This window comes from Microvirga vignae (genome assembly GCF_001017175.1).
Classification (GTDB): Bacteria; Pseudomonadota; Alphaproteobacteria; order Rhizobiales; family Beijerinckiaceae; genus Microvirga; species Microvirga vignae.
This window is the reverse complement of record NZ_LCYG01000016.1, coordinates 372,083-389,614: the sequence shown is the minus strand read 5'-3', so window position 1 is coordinate 389,614 and position 17,532 is coordinate 372,083. Positions and strand designations below refer to the sequence as shown.

Sequence of the window (17,532 nt, the reverse complement as noted above, 5' to 3'; positions counted from 1 at the left end):
CCCCAATCAGGCAAATACAAGGCACCCAAGAGAAGTAATTTATTTCGGCCTTCTTCCCTGATTCAGAAAAGCTTGGCCTTGCGGGGAATAACCTTCCGTGAATTCTCGAAAAAACTGAGCGCACAACAAACGTAGCGCCTTGCACAGTTCAGTCTGCAACTAACGACAGGCGATGACGGCGTTGGGGCAAGTGGCCATGTAGGCAGGTGTCGGGCAATAGGTCTGCCTGAAGGTCTCCGTGATGGTGCAGGTGACATGCACCCGGTAACCCCTCTGCGGCACACCGAGTGGTTCATGCAGGACCGAGTATCCGAGACCCTGATCCGCTAGGCGAGCGATTGCGCGCTCGGGGATAACGGGCATTACGCGGGTCACGCGGGTGGTTCGGGTCACGGTCCTATCCGTCATGTCCGCGGCGGACGCCTCCTGAGCCAGAAGGCAGGTCACGAGCACGACACCCATCATCTGTATCTTCACCTTGAGCTCCCTCATCGCTCGGCCGCCAACCGCAAAGCCTACGAAAGAATAAATGCCGTGAGGGGCTTTCGGATCCAGGCCGATCTTGTCCGTGCTATCCACAAGGGGGCCCGCCGTGGGGCACCTTTAAGCAAGCAGTAGGATGTTGTGGGCCATAACCCGGCTGAAATGTCGTGAAGTGAACGGGATCACATGCATCACATCCACCTTGCCGAGGGGTTGCGGCTTCGTTTTCCGGCGCGCAGCGCTGATTTCGACCAGGGCGTCGAGGTCGGAATGCTGGCCGCACTCATGAGCCAGGACGTCTCGGAGTTCAGCCGCCGCATCTCGAAGGCCAACCTCGGACAGGTGCGCGCCGTTGCGGAGCAGTTCGGCTATCGCCTGGTCGAAGGCGAGACGGTTGAAGATTGTGTCGTGCTCACCTTTTACAGCCGCGCCGCGCGCCCGCGCCTGCGCGTCGTGCACTCGGCGGGAGCCTAAGCCTCGGCGCTTGCTCTCCGCTGCAACATGCGCACGCGCTCGCGATAGGCGGTATAGAGGCCACTCGCCGCGATGATGCAGGCGCCCACGATGGTCCAGCCATCCGGCAGAGCGCCGAAGACCAGATAGCCAAGCGCTCCCGCCCAGATCAGCTGCACATAAGAAAAAGGGGCGATCACGGACGCGTTGCCGTGGCGATAGGCCAGCACGACGAACCATTGTCCGATGGCGAAGAACAACCCCATCAGAAGAGCAAAGCCGATCTCGTTTCCCGAGGGCGTCACCCAGCTGAAGGGAAGCGACAGACTCAAGATCAGGCAACCGACGACGGCTGAATAGGCGAGCGTCGTCAAGGGATGATCGCTGCCGCTCATCTTCCGTGTCACCACGGCACCGGCCGCCCAGCTCGTTGCTCCAAGCAGCGGCAGCAGCGCCGTGGTTTGAAAGGCATCAGTGCCCGGACGGATGACGACCAGCACGCCTGTCAGCCCGACAAGAGCCGCAGTCCAGCGTCGCCACCCCACCGACTCTCCGAGGAAGAGGATCGACAGTGCCATGATGAGAATCGGCGAGATGAAGTAGATCGCGGTCGATTCCGCCACCGGCAGATAACGCAGGCCTTGTGTGAAGAACAGGGTGGAACCGATCATGCCGAAGCTCCGCAGGACCTGAAGACCGGGACGCTTGGCACGAAACAACCCCTTGCCGCCCTTGAGCAGGATCACGGGAACGACGATGCAGGAGAAGGTGGCATATCGGATCCAGGCGATCTCGGCTGCTGGAAGCGTGGCCGCGAGATGTTTGGTGATGATATCGCAGACGGAAAAGACGACGGTCGAGGCCACCAGCATCAGAATGCCCCGCGCCGGCGACTGAGCCGCCTGCGCGTGAGAGACCTGCTCAGTGATTTTTGACGGCGCCTCGCTCTCGGCGGCCCTGGAAGCAATGGTCATGAGGGACTCAAAAAAGAGGCCCGCATGCGGGCGCTGCGAGCCTGGAGGCAATTGGTTTGCGCTACTAGAAGTTCATTTCGCGCCAATGAGAAGTGCAAACTCGGCACCCGAACCATGCTCTCGATGAATGGATCCTGTGCTCAGGGACCGGAGCCCCCTCTATCAAGCTTCAGTTTATCCAACCCTCTTCAGGCTATAAGCTACAAACCGTTACAATGTCCAGCGTCTAAGATGAACGCTCTTTCAGTAACGACACTGTTAACCTTGCTAGTTCAACAACAATGAAGGTCTTATTGTTGCCTTATTAGCCTTCATTTTGCACGTCTCTGATAACAACAAGGGAATGCATTGTGGATCAACGCAAGGTAACACTTCACGTCGCGATCTTTATTCTCTCGGCTGCTGCTTTTCTCCCTACCTCTTTTGCACAGGCCCAGCCGCAGGAAACCTCCGGAAGAGTCATTCAGAGCGGCCGCGCCTCCTGGTACGGCCCCGGCTTTCACGGACGCCGGACGGCAAGCGGTGAAACCTTCAACACCAATGAGCTGACTGCAGCCCACCGCACCCTGCCCTTCGGCACGAAGGTGCGTGTCGTGAACAAGCGCACCGGCAAGTCGGTGGTCGTTCGCATCAACGACCGTGGCCCCTATGCGCATGGCCGCGTGATCGACCTCTCGCGCGCCTCCGCCCAAGCTATCGGCATTTCGGGCGTCGGCTCCGTCACCGTCGCGGAGCTCTGAACGGAACCCTTCCGGCACGGTTCCCGATGGAACTCAGAACCCTCCAGCCTGCTTTTCCCCGGTCACCTCTTTCGTTGTGAGAAGGCTGTTCGGGACATCACATGCAGGCTGGTCGGTTACTGGCATCAACAATCTCCATTCTTGCCATTCTTGCGCTGCTCGGCGCAGGCGGTTCCATGGTTCTTGCGCAAAATGCGCAACCGTGGGTGGACCCGCCCGCAGAGAGCGGCGCCGCCTCTCAGGCAGCACCTCCAGCTCAACCGAAACCCGCACCTGCTGCACCTTCTGCGCAATCCCCTCAGCCTCCCAGGCTGCCCGTCATCTCGCCAACGCCGGAATCCCGCCAAGCCGCGCAGCCGACCCAAGCCGCGCAGCCGACCCAAGCCGCGCCACCACCCGTGCAATCGCCGCAACCCGAGCCGCGCACGAAAGCCGCCGAGCCGCAACAACAGCTTCAGAATGAGCGACGCGTGTCGCGGGCCGATACGGCCAAGAACTTTGCCGTCGACTATCTGGCATCATGGTCAGCGCGGAACGACATAGCGCTCGATGCGACGGCCGAGCTTTATGCCCCGCGTGTGCTTTTTCATGGGCGCACGGTCAGCCTGGAGCGGCTGTATAAGGAAAAGCAGCGCTTCATGCGCCGGTGGCCAGAGCGTGAATATCGTCCCCGCCCGGACGCTATTGGCACCGATTGCAATCCCTCCGGCACGGTCTGCAAGGTGCATGCGGTGTTCGATTACACGGCGATCAGTCCAAAGCGGCGGCGCATGTCGCAAGGCTCCGGCGCGCTTCAGCTCGTTTTGGAGTTCATCGGCGAGAAACCCGTGATCGTTGCGGAGCACAGCACACTGCTCACGCAGACGCGCAAGCGCACTCTTGCTTCGGAGGGAACGTCGAATGAGTGATGTCACGTCCGTTCGCGAAACTTCCCATCATCTCGGCAACACGCCCATCGGGCACGCGGTCCAGATGAGGGAGCGCATGCGTGCGCTCATCCATGCCGAGGTCGACAGGATCAATCCGACCGACGATGCGCGCCGGGCTCTCGAACTCATCATCGAGTCCTCCTTGCGTCCGTCCGAGGTCGATGGCGAGATGAAGCTCACCGTGATCGACGCAAACGGTCAAGCGCGCGTGATCGAGAGGAATGGAGAGAAGGTGCCGTTCACCTTGCAGGATCTTCTTGCCGAGCTGCGCACCCTTCACCCCGTTCTCTTCAAATCACCGCCCAAGCCGCAGTCATCTCCAGACGAATTGGCGTCGCCTCCAGCACATCACGAGATTTCACGACCGAAGCAGGAGCTGAAGCGGGACTGGCTGACCCTCGGCTCGAACGAACCGGCACCGGAGAGCGAGCCGGCGCCCTCTCCCGACCCGCACGCGCTGAACCATTGGCATAAGGGCAAGGCCCGCTTTCACGCCTGGTCCAAGAGGATGTCCGAAAGGTTGAAAGCCCCCCCTGCGATCAACAGCAGCGGCAAGATGGCGAATGTTCGAAAGGGATTGGCCAGCTCAATTGCCGATTCCCGGGAGCGCGCTGAAGCCTTCTTCGACAACCTTCAGGAGAAGCCCGTATCCCGCCGCCCCGGCTTCGCCTTGGGCGCTGTGGCGGCCGTTCTGTTGCTTCTGGGCCTCGGCGCCTTCCTTCTCCTTCGTCCCGACGACACCACGCAGGCCAGCACCGATGGTCCATCGGAAACAGGCTCCGTGGCCGGCGGCCACGTTGCCAATGCACCGGCTGCTGCGCCGCGTTCGTCAGGCGGTCGCGCCTTGCGTGGCGTACCGGATGTGATCGATACCGCGACCCTGTCTCTGGAAGGCGAAGTGGTTCGCCTCTTCGGCGTGGAATGGGCGCCCGGTGCCGGCAAGCCGGAGGATCTGACAGCATATCTGCAGGGCCGCGAAGTGACCTGCGAACCCGCAGGCGGCAACGATACCTATCGCTGCCGCGTCAGCGGGCAGGATCTGTCGCGGGTTATTCTCTACAATGGCGGCGGACAGCCTACTGCCGAGGCCACGCCGGAACTGAAGGCTGCCGCGGATAAGGCGCGCGAGGCGAAGATCGGCGTGTGGAGCAAGCAGCCGTAAAGCGAAACGGCCCTCTGCTATGCAGAGGGCCGCTTCACTATCTTAGGAAGGTTGATCAGCGAGCGCCGACCGGGACCGGAGCCGGGATCTCGACCTCGATCTCGAGGGTCGAGATATCCGCATCGCGGTTCATTTTCACTTGGACGTTGTCGTGTTCGACCATCACGTGGCGGCGGACGACGGCGAGGATTTCCTCGCGCAGCTTCGCCACCAGATCGGGTTGCCCGCCGACAATGCCACGCTCATGCGCCAGCAGGATCTGCAGGCGCTCGCGCGCAACAGGCGCCGAGGTGCGGCGGTTGAAGAAACTCATGAGGCTCATGCGGCCCTCCGTCCGAACAGTTTGCCGAACAGACCCTTCTTGTCGCTTGGGATCGTGATCTCGACGGTCTCGCCCTTAAGACGGCGTGCGGCATCGAAATACGCGCGGCCCGGCGCGCTCGACGGGTTGTTGAGGGTCACCGGCGAGCCCATGTTGGAGGCGCGCAGAACCTCTTCGCTCTCGGGGATGATGCCGATGAGCGGGATGGAGAGGATTTCCAGCACGTCATCCACTTTGAGCATCTCGCCACGCTCGGCGCGGGCAGGATCGTAGCGGGTGAGCAGCAGGTGCTTCTCGATGCGGTCGCCCTTCTCCGCCTTCTCGGTCTTGGAATCGAGGAGGCCGATGATGCGGTCGGAGTCTCGAACCGACGACACTTCCGGATTGGTGACGACGACGGCCACATCCGCATGACGCATGGCCATGGTGGCGCCGCGCTCGATGCCGGCCGGGCTGTCGCAGACGATCCAGTCGAACTTCTCGCGCAGCTCGTTGAGCACTTTGGCCACACCCTCTTCTGTCAGCGCGTCCTTGTCGCGGGTCTGCGAGGCGGGAAGCAGCGAGAGGTTCTCAAGGCGCTTATCGCGGATGAGAGCCTGAGAGAGCTTGGCATCGCCCTGCACCACGTTGATGAGATCGAACACCACGCGGCGCTCCGCGCCCATGACGAGATCGAGATTGCGCAGGCCGACGTCAAAGTCGATGACAACGACCTTGTCGCCGCCATGCGCGAGCGCCGCGCCCAGAGCTGCCGAGGACGTGGTCTTGCCAACGCCACCTTTGCCGGATGTTACGACCAAGACTTTGGCCATTGTCGTCTCTCTTTCTCTCTATCAATCCAGGGTTTGCAGGATGATCGAATCGCCATCCAGGTGAACCTGGATGGGTTGACCGTGGAATTTCGTGCCGAGGTCGTCGGCGGTCTTGTAGAGACCGTCGATCGCAATGAGCTCGGCCTCGAACTTTCTGCAGAAGATCCGCGCACGGCCATTGCCCGTGCAGCCCGCAATCGCGCGGCCGCGCAACGCGCCGTAAACATGGATGGAGCCGCCGGCCACGATCTCCGCGCCGGAGGCAACGGAGCCGAGAACCGTGACGTCGCCTTCGGGATGCAGGATCGACTGGCCCGAGCGCACGGAGCCTTCGATCATCAGCGACTTCTCGGCGGAGGGCTGGGGGCTGAATGCGGAGGCGGCAGCAACCGCCGCATCGGCGGTGCCAGCGGCATCCGTCACGTCGATCTCGCCCGCAGGCTTGCCACCGGTAATTTGCGGCGGCATGTCGGGCTCGACGTTCTCGGGAGCAGCACCCTCGAGGCCGATGATGCGGATGTTGCGCATCCTGAAAGCGGCCAAGAGAAACTTCAGCTCGGATTTGGAGGGCTTGAGATTGGAGACATCGGCAATGATCGGGCGACCGGAGAAAAATCCGGGCGAGCGCTCCGACACGGCGTCGAGGTCCTCGAGCCAGTCCCTCAACGGTACTTCAGGCGCGAGGACCAGGGCCATGAAGGACCTGCCACGGAAGCGAAGAGAGGGGCGGGGGCGAACAGCGATGGTCACGGGAGCTCAAATTCCTTTAATACTCCATGATTTCGAACGCTTATGGTTAATGGACCGTTAAAAGAGCCGCTCGGTGCTAAGAATTTTCTTAACGTCACGGATCGAAGCGGCTTCCTGTCTCGGCAAAGCTTGGCAGTCCGCCGATGAGAAATTGGGCTCCCACAAGGAATATAAAGATAAAATATATCTCTTTGTGAGTAGTCTCTATCACTTCTTGCGTAGTATTCAGGCGTCAAAGCTCAATTGACCATGCCCACGAGGAGCATAGGATCGTTCTTCCTTCGTTTTGTTCCTGAATTTCGAAGATCATTTTCTCAAAACAACGCACAGAAACAAAACGATCGACAAGCAGCCGAAAGGCAGGTCCAGGGAGGACGAGGAATGTCGGGTCGAGCTTATGGTTTTCTCGCAGCACGCAAATTTCTGAAACTCTTGTTGCATCAGGCTCCTGTCGTTGCAGCCATTCTCATGTCCGGTCTGGCCGGTGCATCGGCCCAGACTGCGCCGACTTTCAATGCCTCCCGCGTCAATGCTGGTACCGTAGGAGTCATCTCAGGCGGGGCTGACGGAACCTACATCCGTATTGCGGCCGATCTTGCCAATGTGCTCGACGGTGAGGACCTGCGCGTTCTGCCGATGATCGGACGCGGCTCGCTGCAGAACCTGCGGGACATCATGTTCCTGCGCGGCGTCGATATCGGCATCGTGCAGATGGATGCTCGGGAGCAGCTGAAAGCCGAGAACCTTCAGGACAATGCGGCTCGGCGCCTGCGCTTCATTACCCGCCTCTACAACGAGGAAGTCCATATCATCGCAAGCCGGGATATTACGGACATCCGGCAACTCGATGGCAGAAAGGTCAATATCGACAAGGCCGGCAGCGGAACGAACCTGACCTCGCGCCTCATTTTCGAGAAGCTCGGAATCAAGCCCGACGTCACGACCTTCGACCAAGCCTCATCTTACGCGAAGCTCAAGTCCGGAGAAATCCAGGCGGCCGTCTATGTCGCCGGGCGGCCGGTGCGCGCGATTGCGGAATTCCAGACCGATGGACGCTTCCATCTTATCTCCATTCCCTTTGAAGGAGAGATCGCGGAGAGCTACTTCCCAGCCCGCCTCACCAGCGAGGATTACCCGCAGCTCGTGGACAGGAATCAGCCGGCCGAGACCCTGGCCGTCGGCAGCCTGCTTGCCGTATTCAACTGGCCTGAAAACTCTGATCGGTATTCCCGGGTCAAGCGTTTCGTGAACGCGTTCTTCTCCCGCTTCGACGAGTTTCTCCAACCGGGCAGGCACCCGAAATGGAAGGAAGTCAATCTGGCTGCGGACGTGCCCGGCTGGGAACGCGTCAAAGCTGCTCAGGACTGGTTGGACCGCGCTACGGCAGGCAATCCGTCGGCCGAAGTTCAAAGTTTTGAAGGCTTTATGAACAGCAGAGGGATCAACGTCACGGCAGAGCAACGCGAAGCTCTCTTCCGAGATTTCCTCGCATGGCAGAACGACCGGCAGAAAGTGACCCGGCGGAGCACCCGGCAAGACTAATCCGGCAAGACTAATCAAGATCCAACTGGACCGAGGCCAAAGGCTGAGCATCAAGCCTTTGGCGACCAATGAAGGAGGTCCGACATGAATGGACGAGATGCATCGACATCGAAACGTTTAGCGATCGAGTTGCTGGCCGGCACATTGCTCGGCACTTCGCTCCTCAGCCCTGCATTCGCCGGAAGCCGCACGGCCGAGAGCCTTGGCACGGTGGCAGACACCAACGTCACTGACTATTCAGGAGTCTCGAACAACCTTCTGCACCTTCTGCAGGTTCTTTTGACATCCCAAAACAGGATACAGTTTGCTGAAAAGCTCGAAGCCTCCATCCGCAAGGGCGATCTGAGCGGCGCAGAGAACAGCCTCAACACGGCCATCGAGATTGGCACTCTCGCCATTCTCCTCACCGACCACCTGCGCGATCCCGACTTTCTCGCGGTTCTTGAGGCCGCCGGTATTCATGGAGCTTCCGCATCTTCGCCGAATCCGACCGAGGAAACGGCGCTGTCGGCGACCTGCAGCGCACCTGCTTCCTCTGCTGCGTCAAACATAGCCGATCTGCAGAGGGCGCTGGAGCAGGAGCAATCCTACAGCAGCATGATCTCCAAAACGCTGAACGACCTCATGCAGGAGAATAATGCCCTGAAGACACGGCTGGAGATGGAAACGGCCTCCCAGGACGCGAAAGCATCCGAGATGCGGCAAGCCTTGCGCAACGAGCAGGAGCGGGTCGAAGCCGTCATGCGTGAGCTCGCGAGCCTTCAGTCTGCCTACCAGGCTCTGAAGGAGACGAGAGAACAGGATAAACCTGCACCTCCAACAGACAAGGTCGAGCTGGAGGCGCGTCTGCGACAGGAGCGGGAGCAAAGAGACAACGCCGTCCACCAGCTTGCCAGCATGGAGCAGAAGCTGCGCGCATTGCAGCTTTTCAAGGACGAGGCGATCGCGTCCGAATCGGCCCGAGTGGCCGAGTTCAAGAATGCTCTCGCTCAGGAGCGGGATCGGAGAGACACACTCACCAAAGAACTCACCCATGCCCTCGAGCAGCTACGCACTCTCCGGGAGCCCTACCAGCCAAGCGCCATGCCTCTGGTGCTCAGGATTGCAGGCAAAGGGATGGATGCCCCGTTGCCTCAGGCTCAGGAGAACGTTCAGCCTCAGGAGATCTCGTCTCTGCCTCAGATCGAAGCGGCCCCGCAAGACATCACATCTGCCCAGCCCCAGAGGGAGTCTGCCCCCGTCCTGGTCGCATCCTTGCCGGACAGTATTCAACCGCTGCCTGTCGCACCAAAGCCCGTGGATCAGATGAAGGCTTCTCCGCAGACGGAGACCAAGAACAGCCCGCCGGATCCCATGAAGGCAGACGAACGCCTCGTCGCCCGAGCTGAGGAGCTTCTGAGCAAGGGGGACGTGAGCGGAGCCCGTCTCCTTCTCGAGCGCTCCCTGGCAAGCGGCAACGGGCGCGCCGCCTTCCTGATGGCCGAGACGTTCGATCCAAATGTCCTTTCCAAGTTGCGGGTCTTAGGCATCCGGGGTGATGCGGCCAAGGCGCAGGAGTTCTATGCACGGGCTCAGTCCCTCGGAATCGCCCAGGCGGGTGAAAGGATGGAGGCGCTGAAATAGAGGGCCTGTCTGGCGTGACCGGAAGCTGACGCCTTAAGCCCGCGTCACAGGGTTTCTAGAACGGCACCCACTCGCCGTTTTCGGTCAGCGACTCGACGGCCCGTTCCAGGGCGGTTCCGGCGTCCAGAAGATGCTGCGCCGTCTGCTGGATCTGGAGAGAGGGGCCGGACATGGCAGCCACATGCTCGGTCGCTTCCCTCACCCGCTCGATCAGATCGATCAGATCTGCCGCCAGCGCAGCGCGCTCCTCCGCCTCGGAGGCGGCGGATTTGGCCTGCTTCAGGCGCGGGGCGAGAGGGATGACGTTCGACATGTGTTCTAAATTCCGCCTTCGCGGGCTTCAGAGCAATGGACGCCCAAGCTGTGATCCACAGGAAAGCTTAGGATTTTAAGGATCAAGACGCGTTTTTCGCGCTTTCCGCTCCTCTAGAGCCTCGGACGAGAAAAGTGGAATGCGCTTTTGGGCTTGATCCGATGCTCCCTTCGTAGAGCAGCGTTCGAGGCGAACCGAAGGTCCGCACGATGCGCTAGACGTTCGCCCAATGGGCTCTGAAAGCATCGGCGTGCTATTTCCGGCCTTCCCTTCTCGCCTTTTCTCCTCATCAGACTGAACGGATCATGGAACTCACCACTGCGGCTCTTCTTGCGGCTTCGGGTCTTGCGGCAGGTCTCGTCAACGCCATTGCAGGCGGTGGCACCTTCTTCACCTTCTCGGCCCTTGTCGCGGCAGGCCTGCCCCCGGTGGTGGCCAATGCGACCAGCGCAGTCGCGGTGACGCCTGCGAACCTTTCAAGCGCCTGGGCCTACAGACGAGAGCTGGCCGCCAATGCCCGCCGCTTTGCGGCCCTCGGTGTGGTCAGCCTGATCGGTGGTCTGGGCGGTGCTTATATTCTCACCGTCACGAACAACGCGGCCTTCCGCCAGCTCGTGCCATGGCTCTTGCTGTTCGCAACCCTGCTCTTTGCCGCAAGCCCGCGCATCGTGGCGCTCGCCCGCCGCATCGGAAAGAGCGAGGGAAAACACCCGTCGACCCGCGCGTGGGCGGCAGGCCTCGCCTTCCAAACGCTCGTTGCCGTCTATGGCGGCTTCTTCGGCGCGGGCATGGGCATCGTGATGCTCGCGGCCCTCGCCATCACCGAGGGCGATGACTTCCACCTCATCAACTCGGCGAAGCACCTCTGCTCCACGCTCATTCAGCTCGTCGCCGTCATTCTGTTCATCGCAGCAGGGCTCGTGAGCTGGCCCGAGACGCTCATCGTCGGCGCGGCATCCGTGATCGGTGGTTATCTCGGCGTCGTCTTCGGACGTCGTTTGCCGGCGAGCGTGATCCGCTGGCTGGTGATCGCCGTGGGTGCGGTGCTGACACTGTATTTCTTTATTGGTTGAATTCGTTAACCGCGCGCGATCTTTTCGCGCGCGGCCTTCGCTTTCTCACGTGCCTGCCCGATTCACGCCACAACCATCCCTCTTTCTGTCGCGGTTTGATCCAGTTTTTCTCAGAAGGATGATCCCGTGGCTGAAAATCAGAAACTCGCAGAACTCAGCGGCACGCAATCCGTGAGCGCTCTCGGCCTGCGCTGGGCAGCCCTGCGCGGCATGCTGAATTCGCCGTTGATCACCGCCGAGGAGCAACGTGCTCTGCGCGATGAGCTTCTGGTCGAGCTCGCAACCCTCGAGCAGGATTTCAGCACGCTGCCGTCCCGCAACCCGATGGAAATTTCAGCGAAGGTCGACATCGCGAAGTCCGCGTTGCGAGACAAGGTCGATACGAGCGAGCTGTGGATGATCGACCTACTCGACAGCATTCAGGCGGATCTTCAGAACATCATCGCTCCTGCAAGAGCAGCACAGCCGGGACAGACCGCACGTCCGCCGGTCAATCTCTCCCGCACGCATCAGGCGCGCCCGGAGGAGAGCGAGACAACGGAGACGAGCACACCCTCCGCTGCCTAGCGAACTCCATCGCCGAAATCTGACGCTGCGTCCGATCCGCTCGGACGCAGCGTTTGCTTTTCGTGCTCCTACACGAGCCCCGGATCGATGTTGCTCTTGCGCTCCAGCCACTCAGGCACGGGAAGATTCTTCTCGTGCAGGAAGGCCGGGTTGAAAAGCTTGGATTGGTAGCGTGTGCCGTAATCGCAAAGCACCGTCACGATCGTATGACCCGGGCCGAGATGACGGGCAAGACGGATCGCACCTGCCCCGTTGATACCTGATGATCCGCCCAGGCACAGGCCTTCATCCTCCAACAGATCGAAGATGATCGGCAGCGCCTCCTCATCGGAGATCTGGAACGCCACATCGATCGGCGCATCCTCCAGGTTCTTCGTGATGCGTCCCTGACCGATTCCCTCAGTGATGGACGAGCCCGTCGCCTTCAGCTCACCCGTCGTATAGTAGCTGTAAAGCGCAGCGCCCATCGGATCGGCAAGGCCGATCGTGATCTTCGGGTTGCGCTTCTTCAGCGCCATGCCGACCCCAGCCAGCGTCCCGCCTGTGCCCACCGCACAGATGAAGCCGTCGATCTTGCCGCCCGTCTGCTCCCAGATCTCCGGACCCGTCGTTTCGATATGGGCCTGCCGGTTCGCGACGTTGTCGAACTGGTTCGCCCAGATCGCGCCATTCGGCTCGGATGCGGCGAGGCGTTCCGCGAGCCGCCCCGAGACCTTCACGTAGTTGTTGGGGTTAGCATAAGGCACGGCCGGCACTTCGATGAGTTCGGCGCCAGCCAAGCGCAGCATATCCTTCTTCTCCTGGCTCTGTGTCTCGGGGATCACGATCACCGTGCGAAAGCCTAGGGCATTGGCGACGAGGGCAAGGCCGATGCCTGTATTGCCCGCCGTTCCCTCCACGATCACACCGCCCGGCTTCAGCACCCCACGTTGCACCGCATCCTGAATGATGAAGAGGGCCGCCCGATCCTTCACGGACTGCCCGGGATTCATGAACTCGGCCTTGCCGAGGATCGTGCACCCGGTGAGTTCCGAAGCATGGCGAAGCTTGATGAGAGGTGTATTGCCGATGGCAGTGGGGACGTCGGGCTTGATGGACATAGGAGCGATCATTCCTTGAGGGGTGCGGTGGGGGACATCAGGCAGAAAGCCGGCAGGGGCAATCCGTGAGAATTTCACATTATAGGCATGCATATATTTCCTATAATACATCTATTGACGTTCTTTAAAAAGAACCACATGTTCGGACCGCGGGCCAAGAAGGCCTTTATCCCTCCACGCAGCAAGGAAGTTCTTAATGTCCAGCTCTGCAGTGGCTCCGCCGCTTTCCGCTGGAAACCGGGCGAGCTTGACCATCAATGCTCCGGCTTCGCTTGCAGCGGCTGCCGGCATCATCGGCGGCGCGGCCCTTCTCGGCGCCGTCATCAACCCGAAGCAAGCCGCGCTTTATGTGCTCGGCGCGGCGCTCGGTCTCGTGCTCTATCATGCCGCCTTCGGCTTCACCTCCGCTTGGCGCGTATTCATCGCGGATCGGCGCGGCGAGGGCCTGCGGGCACAGATGGTCATGCTGGCTGTCGCCTCGGTCCTGTTCTTCCCCGTCCTCGCCTCCGGCTCCCTCTTCGGCCAACCGGTCGCGGGGCTCGTCTCCCCGGCGGGTATCGGTGTCGTGTTCGGCGCCTTCCTCTTCGGCATCGGCATGCAGCTCGGCGGCGGCTGCGCCTCCGGCACCCTCTATACGGTGGGCGGCGGCTCCACGCGCATGCTGATCACGCTCGCAGGCTTCATCGCAGGTTCGGCCATCGGTGCTGCGCATCTGCATTGGTGGACGGCCCTGCCGAGCCTGCCCAAGATCTCCATTATCGAGCTCTGGGGTCCCTGGACTGCGCTTGCCGTGCAGCTCGCCGTCTTCGCGCTGATCGCTGCCGTCACGGTGGTGTTCGAGAAGCGCCGTCACGGCAAGCTGATCGAAGCCGCCCCCTCCCCGCGCCAAGGCCTTGCCCGCTTCCTCCGTGGTCCCTGGCCGCTGGTTGCGGGTGCGGTAGCACTCGCGCTGTTGAATTTCGTCACGCTCTACCTCGCAGGCCGTCCCTGGGGCGTAACCTCGGCCTTCGCCCTGTGGGGCTCGAAAATCGCGGCCGCCATCGGCTTCGATGTGGCGAGCTGGCCCTATTGGTCCGCACCCGCCCGCCAAGCCGAGCTCAACGGCAGCATCTTCAACGACATCACGACGGTGATGGATTTCGGCATCATCCTCGGCGCCCTATTTGCATCGTCCCTTGCAGGACGCTTCGCGCCGGTGTGGAAGATCCCGCTGCGCTCCGCTGTTGCGGCCATCGTCGGCGGCCTGCTTCTCGGCTACGGTGCGCGCCTCGCCTATGGCTGCAACATCGGCGCCTACTTTTCGGGTATCGCCTCGGGCAGCCTGCATGGCTGGGTGTGGCTCGTGGCGGCTTTTGCCGGCAACGTGGTCGGCACGCGCGTGCGCCCGCTCTTCGGCCTTGAAGTCGAGCGTGTGAAGCTCACGAGCTGCTGACATCTCCAACCGTGACGCTCAAAAAGGCTTCCCGGCTCAGCCCGGGAAGCCTTTTTCATGGGCGGTCAGGTTACAGCCTTCTTCTCACCGGTGGCGTAGGCAATCACGTCCTTCACCGTCTCATAGGGCTGAGCGCCGGAGACGAGATAGGTCTGGTGGCCTGCGCTGACGATCAGGGCGGGAACGCCGGAAATGCCGATTTGCCGTGCCAGGTGTTGATCATCGAGAACTCTCTGTACATAGCGCCCGCTGATAAGGGCCTCGCGCAAGTCGTCACGATCAAGGCCAACGGATTGTCCGATCTCAAGCAGCACATCGGTATCGGCAAGATCCCTCCCATCCTCGAAGAACGTTCTGAAAAGAGCCTTGTTCATGGCATCGAGGCGGCCTGCATCGCGCGCAAACTCGGCCGCCTCATGAGCCTTGCGGCTGCGCGGCTGAACCGGCGGCAGCTTCAAGGTCATGCCCCGCTCCTGAGCCATCGGATAGACGGACTGGCTCCAGACGCGATGGAGATATTCCGCGTTGGGATCGAGCGTCGGCTCCGGCTCCGGACGAAGCTCGAAAGAGCGCCAGTCGATCTGCACGTCATCGCCAAGCTCTTTCTGGATGCGCTCGAGAACAGGCCGCTCCAGATAGCAGAACGGGCAGACATAGTCGCTCCAGACCGCGATCTGGATGGGATTCTCTCTGATCATCGCGGCTCTCCTGATCCAACGCGGTGAAAAATTCATTTTACTGTTCCAACGCGCCAGAGGCTTTCTCTGTGCCTTGGCCGTTCTGTCTGATTATCTTGATGAGATCGCCGAGTGCGGAGAAATCCTTCTTCCGCCCCGATGTGCGTCGCCAGACGAGACCCAGCGTGCGCATGGGCGGATTGTCCGGAAACGGGATGAGCGCAACGCGCCTGCGGTCGACCTCCGTCGCAGCACACAGCTCAGGCAGAAGCGTGATGCCATGGCCTGCCGCAACCATCTGCATGATGGTGGTGAGCGAGGCGGCACCGAGCGCTTTGCGCGCCTGCATGTTGGCGATCTGGCAATAGTGAAGCGCCTGATCGCGCAGGCAGTGCCCTTCTTCCAGCAGAAGCAGGCGCTCCTGTCCGATCCACTCGAGCAAGTCCTTGGATACCCACTGATCGGCGGCTTGGGCCTGCACGGCGACGAGAAAGCGATCATCGAAGAGCGGCATCGATTCCAGCTGCGCATTCTGCACGGGCAGGGCGATCAGCACGGCATCGAGATCGCCGCGTGAGAGTTCGTCCACCAGCATATCGGTCTGCGTCTCGCGGATCTGCAGATCGAGTTGCGGATACTGCCGCTCAACCTCTGTGAGGATCGCAGGCAGGAGATAGGGTGCCACGGACGGAATGATTCCAAGCCGCATGGGGCCCGAGAGCACGCCCTGGTGCTGGCGCGCCAGCTCGGACAATTCGCGCACCTGACCAAGGATCGCTTCGGCCCGCTCGGCAATCTCCTGTCCTGCTCGCGTCAGAACAACGGAATTGCCGCGCCGCTCGACGAGTTCGAGGCCAAGCTCCCGCTCGAGCTCCTTGATCTGCATGGAGAGCGCAGGCTGCGTCACGGCGCATTGGTCGGCGGCCATGCCGAAATGCTGGGTACGCGCCAATGCCCCGAAATATCGTAACTGCCGGAAGGTGATCATGATGGCGATAAGAATATCTGATCGCACTTTGTAATCAATCCAATTGGACCTTATTGCCCATCATCGGCATCTTGCGTTCCACTCAATGGGGACGACCATGACAAAGACAACGACACTGACGACCACGGCCGGTGCGCCGATTGCCGACAACCAGAACAGCCTGTCCGCCGGCGAACGCGGCCCCCTGCTGCTGCAGGATTATCAGCTGATCGAGAAGCTAGCTCACCAGAATCGCGAGCGCGTTCCGGAGCGCGTGGTGCATGCCAAGGGCTCGGCGGCTTACGGCACACTCACCATCACCAACGACATCACCAAGTATTCCAAGGCGAAGGTGTTCTCCGAGATCGGCAAGAAGACGGAGGTCTTCCTGCGCTTCTCCACCGTCGCCGGTGAGCGCGGCGCGGCGGATGCCGAGCGCGACGTGCGCGGCTTCGCCCTGAAGGTCTACACGGAAGAGGGCAACTGGGACATCGTGGGCAATAATACCCCTGTGTTCTTCATCCGCGACCCGCTGAAGTTCCCCGACTTCATCCGCACGCAGAAGCGTCATCCGTCCACCAACCTGCGTTCGCCGAAAGCCATGTGGGATTTCTGGTCGCTGAGCCCCGAGAGCCTGCACCAGGTGACGATCCTGTTCTCGGATCGCGGCCTGCCGCAGGGCTACCGCTTCATGCACGGTTTCGGTTCGCACACCTATTCCTTTATCAACGAGGCGGGTGAGCGCTTCTGGGTGAAGTTCCACTTCAAGTCCATGCAGGGCATCAAGACCTGGACGAACCGCGAAGCGGAACAGGTGGTCGCCAAGGACCGCGAGAGCGCCCAGCGCGATCTTTACGAAGCCATCGAAGGCGGCGACTTCCCACGCTGGAAGTTCTGCGTGCAGATCATGCAGGAGACGGATGCGGAGAAGACCTCCTACAATCCGTTCGACGTCACGAAGGTGTGGCCGCATGCGGATTACCCGCTGATCGAGGTCGGCATTCTCGAACTCAACCGCAATGCCCAGCACTACTTCGCTGAAGTGGAGCAGTCCTCGTTCTCGCCGTCGAACATCGTGCCGGGGATCGGCTTCTCGCCCGACAAGATGCTGCAGGGCCGCATCTTCGCTTATGCGGATGCGCACCGCTATCGCGTCGGAACGCATTACGAGGCTCTGCCGGTGAACCGTCCGCGCTGCCCGGTCCATCACTATCATGCAGATGGCTCGATGCTCTTTGACATCCCGAACCGGGGCGATGCGTATTACGAGCCGAACTCCTTCAACGGCCCGGTCCAGACCACCCGCGCCGCCGAGCCGCCGCTCAAGATCTCAGGGAACGCGGATCGTTACGATCACCGCGCCGGCAACGACGACTACACGCAGCCCGGCAATCTCTTCCGCCTCATGACGCCGGAGGAGCAGAACAGGCTCATGGACAACATCGCGGAAGCCATGCAGGGCGTGCCGGAAGAGATCGTGAAGCGCCAGATCGTGCACTTCTATCTCGCCGACAAGGCCTACGGCCTCGGCGTTGCCGACCGCATGGGTCTGAAGGGCGCCGTGCTGATCCAGGCGGCAGAATAAAACAATAAGCCGTAGGGGCTTACACGAA

General features: G+C 61.1%; 19 protein-coding genes. 10 read left to right on the top strand and 9 right to left on the bottom strand.

Annotation, left to right across the window (positions count from 1 at the left end; all coding sequences use genetic code 11):
- Positions 1-159 precede the first annotated feature (159 nt).
- Positions 160-492 (bottom strand): hypothetical protein, encoded by a 333-nt coding sequence (locus tag AA309_RS06700; RefSeq protein ID WP_150117411.1) that lies wholly within the window; start codon positions 490-492, stop codon positions 160-162.
- 177 nt (positions 493-669) lie between these two features.
- Here AA309_RS06700 and AA309_RS06695 point away from each other — a divergent pair, with 177 nt between their 5' ends.
- Entirely contained in the window at positions 670-957 is a 288-nt protein-coding gene (locus AA309_RS06695) for a hypothetical protein (RefSeq protein ID WP_047188168.1), read from the top strand.
- Here the strand turns inward: AA309_RS06695 and AA309_RS06690 are convergent.
- On the bottom strand, positions 954-1,910 hold the full coding sequence (locus AA309_RS06690) for a DMT family transporter (protein ID WP_084730905.1): 957 nt from the start codon (positions 1,908-1,910) through the stop codon (positions 954-956). The two genes, AA309_RS06695 and AA309_RS06690, sit on opposite strands and share 4 nt — an antisense overlap.
- Positions 1,911-2,260: 350 nt before the next feature.
- On the opposite strand from AA309_RS06690, the gene AA309_RS06685 reads away from it, so the two are divergent.
- The 3 genes from AA309_RS06685 to AA309_RS06675 all read left to right on the top strand — a co-directional run bounded on the left by AA309_RS06685 (position 2,261) and on the right by AA309_RS06675 (position 4,741).
- Positions 2,261-2,650: a septal ring lytic transglycosylase RlpA family protein gene (locus AA309_RS06685; protein WP_052954513.1), complete on the top strand. Its 390-nt coding sequence runs from the start codon at positions 2,261-2,263 to the stop codon at positions 2,648-2,650.
- 101 nt (positions 2,651-2,751) lie between these two features.
- The gene (locus tag AA309_RS06680) at positions 2,752-3,558 is read left to right on the top strand and encodes a hypothetical protein (protein WP_047188167.1); all 807 of its coding nucleotides are present in this window, start codon (positions 2,752-2,754) and stop codon (positions 3,556-3,558) included.
- Positions 3,551-4,741, top strand: coding sequence for a thermonuclease family protein (locus AA309_RS06675; protein ID WP_047188166.1), 1,191 nt, complete (start codon positions 3,551-3,553; stop codon positions 4,739-4,741). The genes AA309_RS06680 and AA309_RS06675 overlap by 8 nt, the downstream gene beginning before the upstream one ends.
- Before the next feature lie 55 nt (positions 4,742-4,796).
- Here AA309_RS06675 and minE read toward each other — a convergent pair whose 3' ends face one another.
- Genes minE through minC form a run of 3 tightly spaced genes read right to left on the bottom strand, consistent with a single transcriptional unit; the run spans position 4,797 to position 6,571 of the window.
- A complete protein-coding gene (gene minE, locus AA309_RS06670; protein WP_047188165.1) occupies positions 4,797-5,063 on the bottom strand; it encodes a cell division topological specificity factor MinE in 267 nt (88 codons plus the stop codon).
- The gene (gene minD / locus AA309_RS06665) at positions 5,060-5,875 is read right to left on the bottom strand and encodes a septum site-determining protein MinD (RefSeq protein WP_047188164.1); all 816 of its coding nucleotides are present in this window, start codon (positions 5,873-5,875) and stop codon (positions 5,060-5,062) included. The genes minE and minD overlap by 4 nt, the downstream gene beginning before the upstream one ends.
- A 21-nt stretch (positions 5,876-5,896) precedes the next feature.
- Entirely contained in the window at positions 5,897-6,571 is a 675-nt protein-coding gene (minC, locus tag AA309_RS06660) for a septum site-determining protein MinC (protein WP_150117414.1), read from the bottom strand.
- 435 nt (positions 6,572-7,006) lie between these two features.
- On the opposite strand from minC, the gene AA309_RS06655 reads away from it, so the two are divergent.
- Together AA309_RS06655 and AA309_RS31735 are read left to right on the top strand one after the other, a co-directional pair.
- Positions 7,007-8,167 carry a TAXI family TRAP transporter solute-binding subunit gene (locus AA309_RS06655; RefSeq protein ID WP_244470277.1) on the top strand — a complete coding sequence of 387 codons (1,161 nt, stop codon included), beginning with the start codon at positions 7,007-7,009 and terminating at the stop codon, positions 8,165-8,167.
- 84 nt (positions 8,168-8,251) lie between these two features.
- A complete protein-coding gene (locus AA309_RS31735) occupies positions 8,252-9,790 on the top strand; it encodes a hypothetical protein (protein ID WP_052954512.1) in 1,539 nt (512 codons plus the stop codon).
- A gap of 55 nt (positions 9,791-9,845) precedes the next feature.
- Here the strand turns inward: AA309_RS31735 and AA309_RS06645 are convergent, their stop codons facing one another.
- The gene (locus tag AA309_RS06645; RefSeq protein ID WP_047188162.1) at positions 9,846-10,103 is read right to left on the bottom strand and encodes a hypothetical protein; all 258 of its coding nucleotides are present in this window, start codon (positions 10,101-10,103) and stop codon (positions 9,846-9,848) included.
- Between the two features lie 305 nt (positions 10,104-10,408).
- Between AA309_RS06645 and AA309_RS06640 the strand changes: the two genes are divergently transcribed.
- Together AA309_RS06640 and AA309_RS06635 are read left to right on the top strand one after the other, a co-directional pair.
- Entirely contained in the window at positions 10,409-11,176 is a 768-nt protein-coding gene (locus AA309_RS06640; protein ID WP_047188161.1) for a sulfite exporter TauE/SafE family protein, read from the top strand.
- Positions 11,177-11,302: 126 nt separating this feature from the next.
- Complete coding sequence (locus AA309_RS06635; protein WP_047188160.1) at positions 11,303-11,743, top strand: hypothetical protein; 441 nt, start codon at positions 11,303-11,305, stop codon at positions 11,741-11,743.
- Positions 11,744-11,811: 68 nt separating this feature from the next.
- On the opposite strand, the gene AA309_RS06630 is transcribed toward AA309_RS06635, so the two are convergent.
- Complete coding sequence (locus AA309_RS06630) at positions 11,812-12,843, bottom strand: cysteine synthase A (protein ID WP_047188238.1); 1,032 nt, start codon at positions 12,841-12,843, stop codon at positions 11,812-11,814.
- A gap of 196 nt (positions 12,844-13,039) precedes the next feature.
- On the opposite strand from AA309_RS06630, the gene AA309_RS06625 reads away from it, so the two are divergent.
- Positions 13,040-14,275 carry a YeeE/YedE family protein gene (locus AA309_RS06625; RefSeq protein WP_047188159.1) on the top strand — a complete coding sequence of 412 codons (1,236 nt, stop codon included), beginning with the start codon at positions 13,040-13,042 and terminating at the stop codon, positions 14,273-14,275.
- A gap of 65 nt (positions 14,276-14,340) precedes the next feature.
- Here the strand turns inward: AA309_RS06625 and AA309_RS06620 are convergent, their stop codons facing one another.
- Positions 14,341-14,973 carry a DsbA family oxidoreductase gene (locus AA309_RS06620; RefSeq protein WP_047188158.1) on the bottom strand — a complete coding sequence of 211 codons (633 nt, stop codon included), beginning with the start codon at positions 14,971-14,973 and terminating at the stop codon, positions 14,341-14,343.
- Between the two features lie 37 nt (positions 14,974-15,010).
- Positions 15,011-15,967: a hydrogen peroxide-inducible genes activator gene (locus AA309_RS06615; RefSeq protein ID WP_342027933.1), complete on the bottom strand. Its 957-nt coding sequence runs from the start codon at positions 15,965-15,967 to the stop codon at positions 15,011-15,013.
- A gap of 70 nt (positions 15,968-16,037) precedes the next feature.
- Between AA309_RS06615 and AA309_RS06610 the strand changes: the two genes are divergently transcribed.
- Positions 16,038-17,504, top strand: a complete 1,467-nt coding sequence (locus AA309_RS06610; protein WP_047188237.1) for a catalase — start codon at positions 16,038-16,040, stop codon at positions 17,502-17,504.
- The last annotated feature ends 28 nt before the right edge of the window (positions 17,505-17,532 follow it).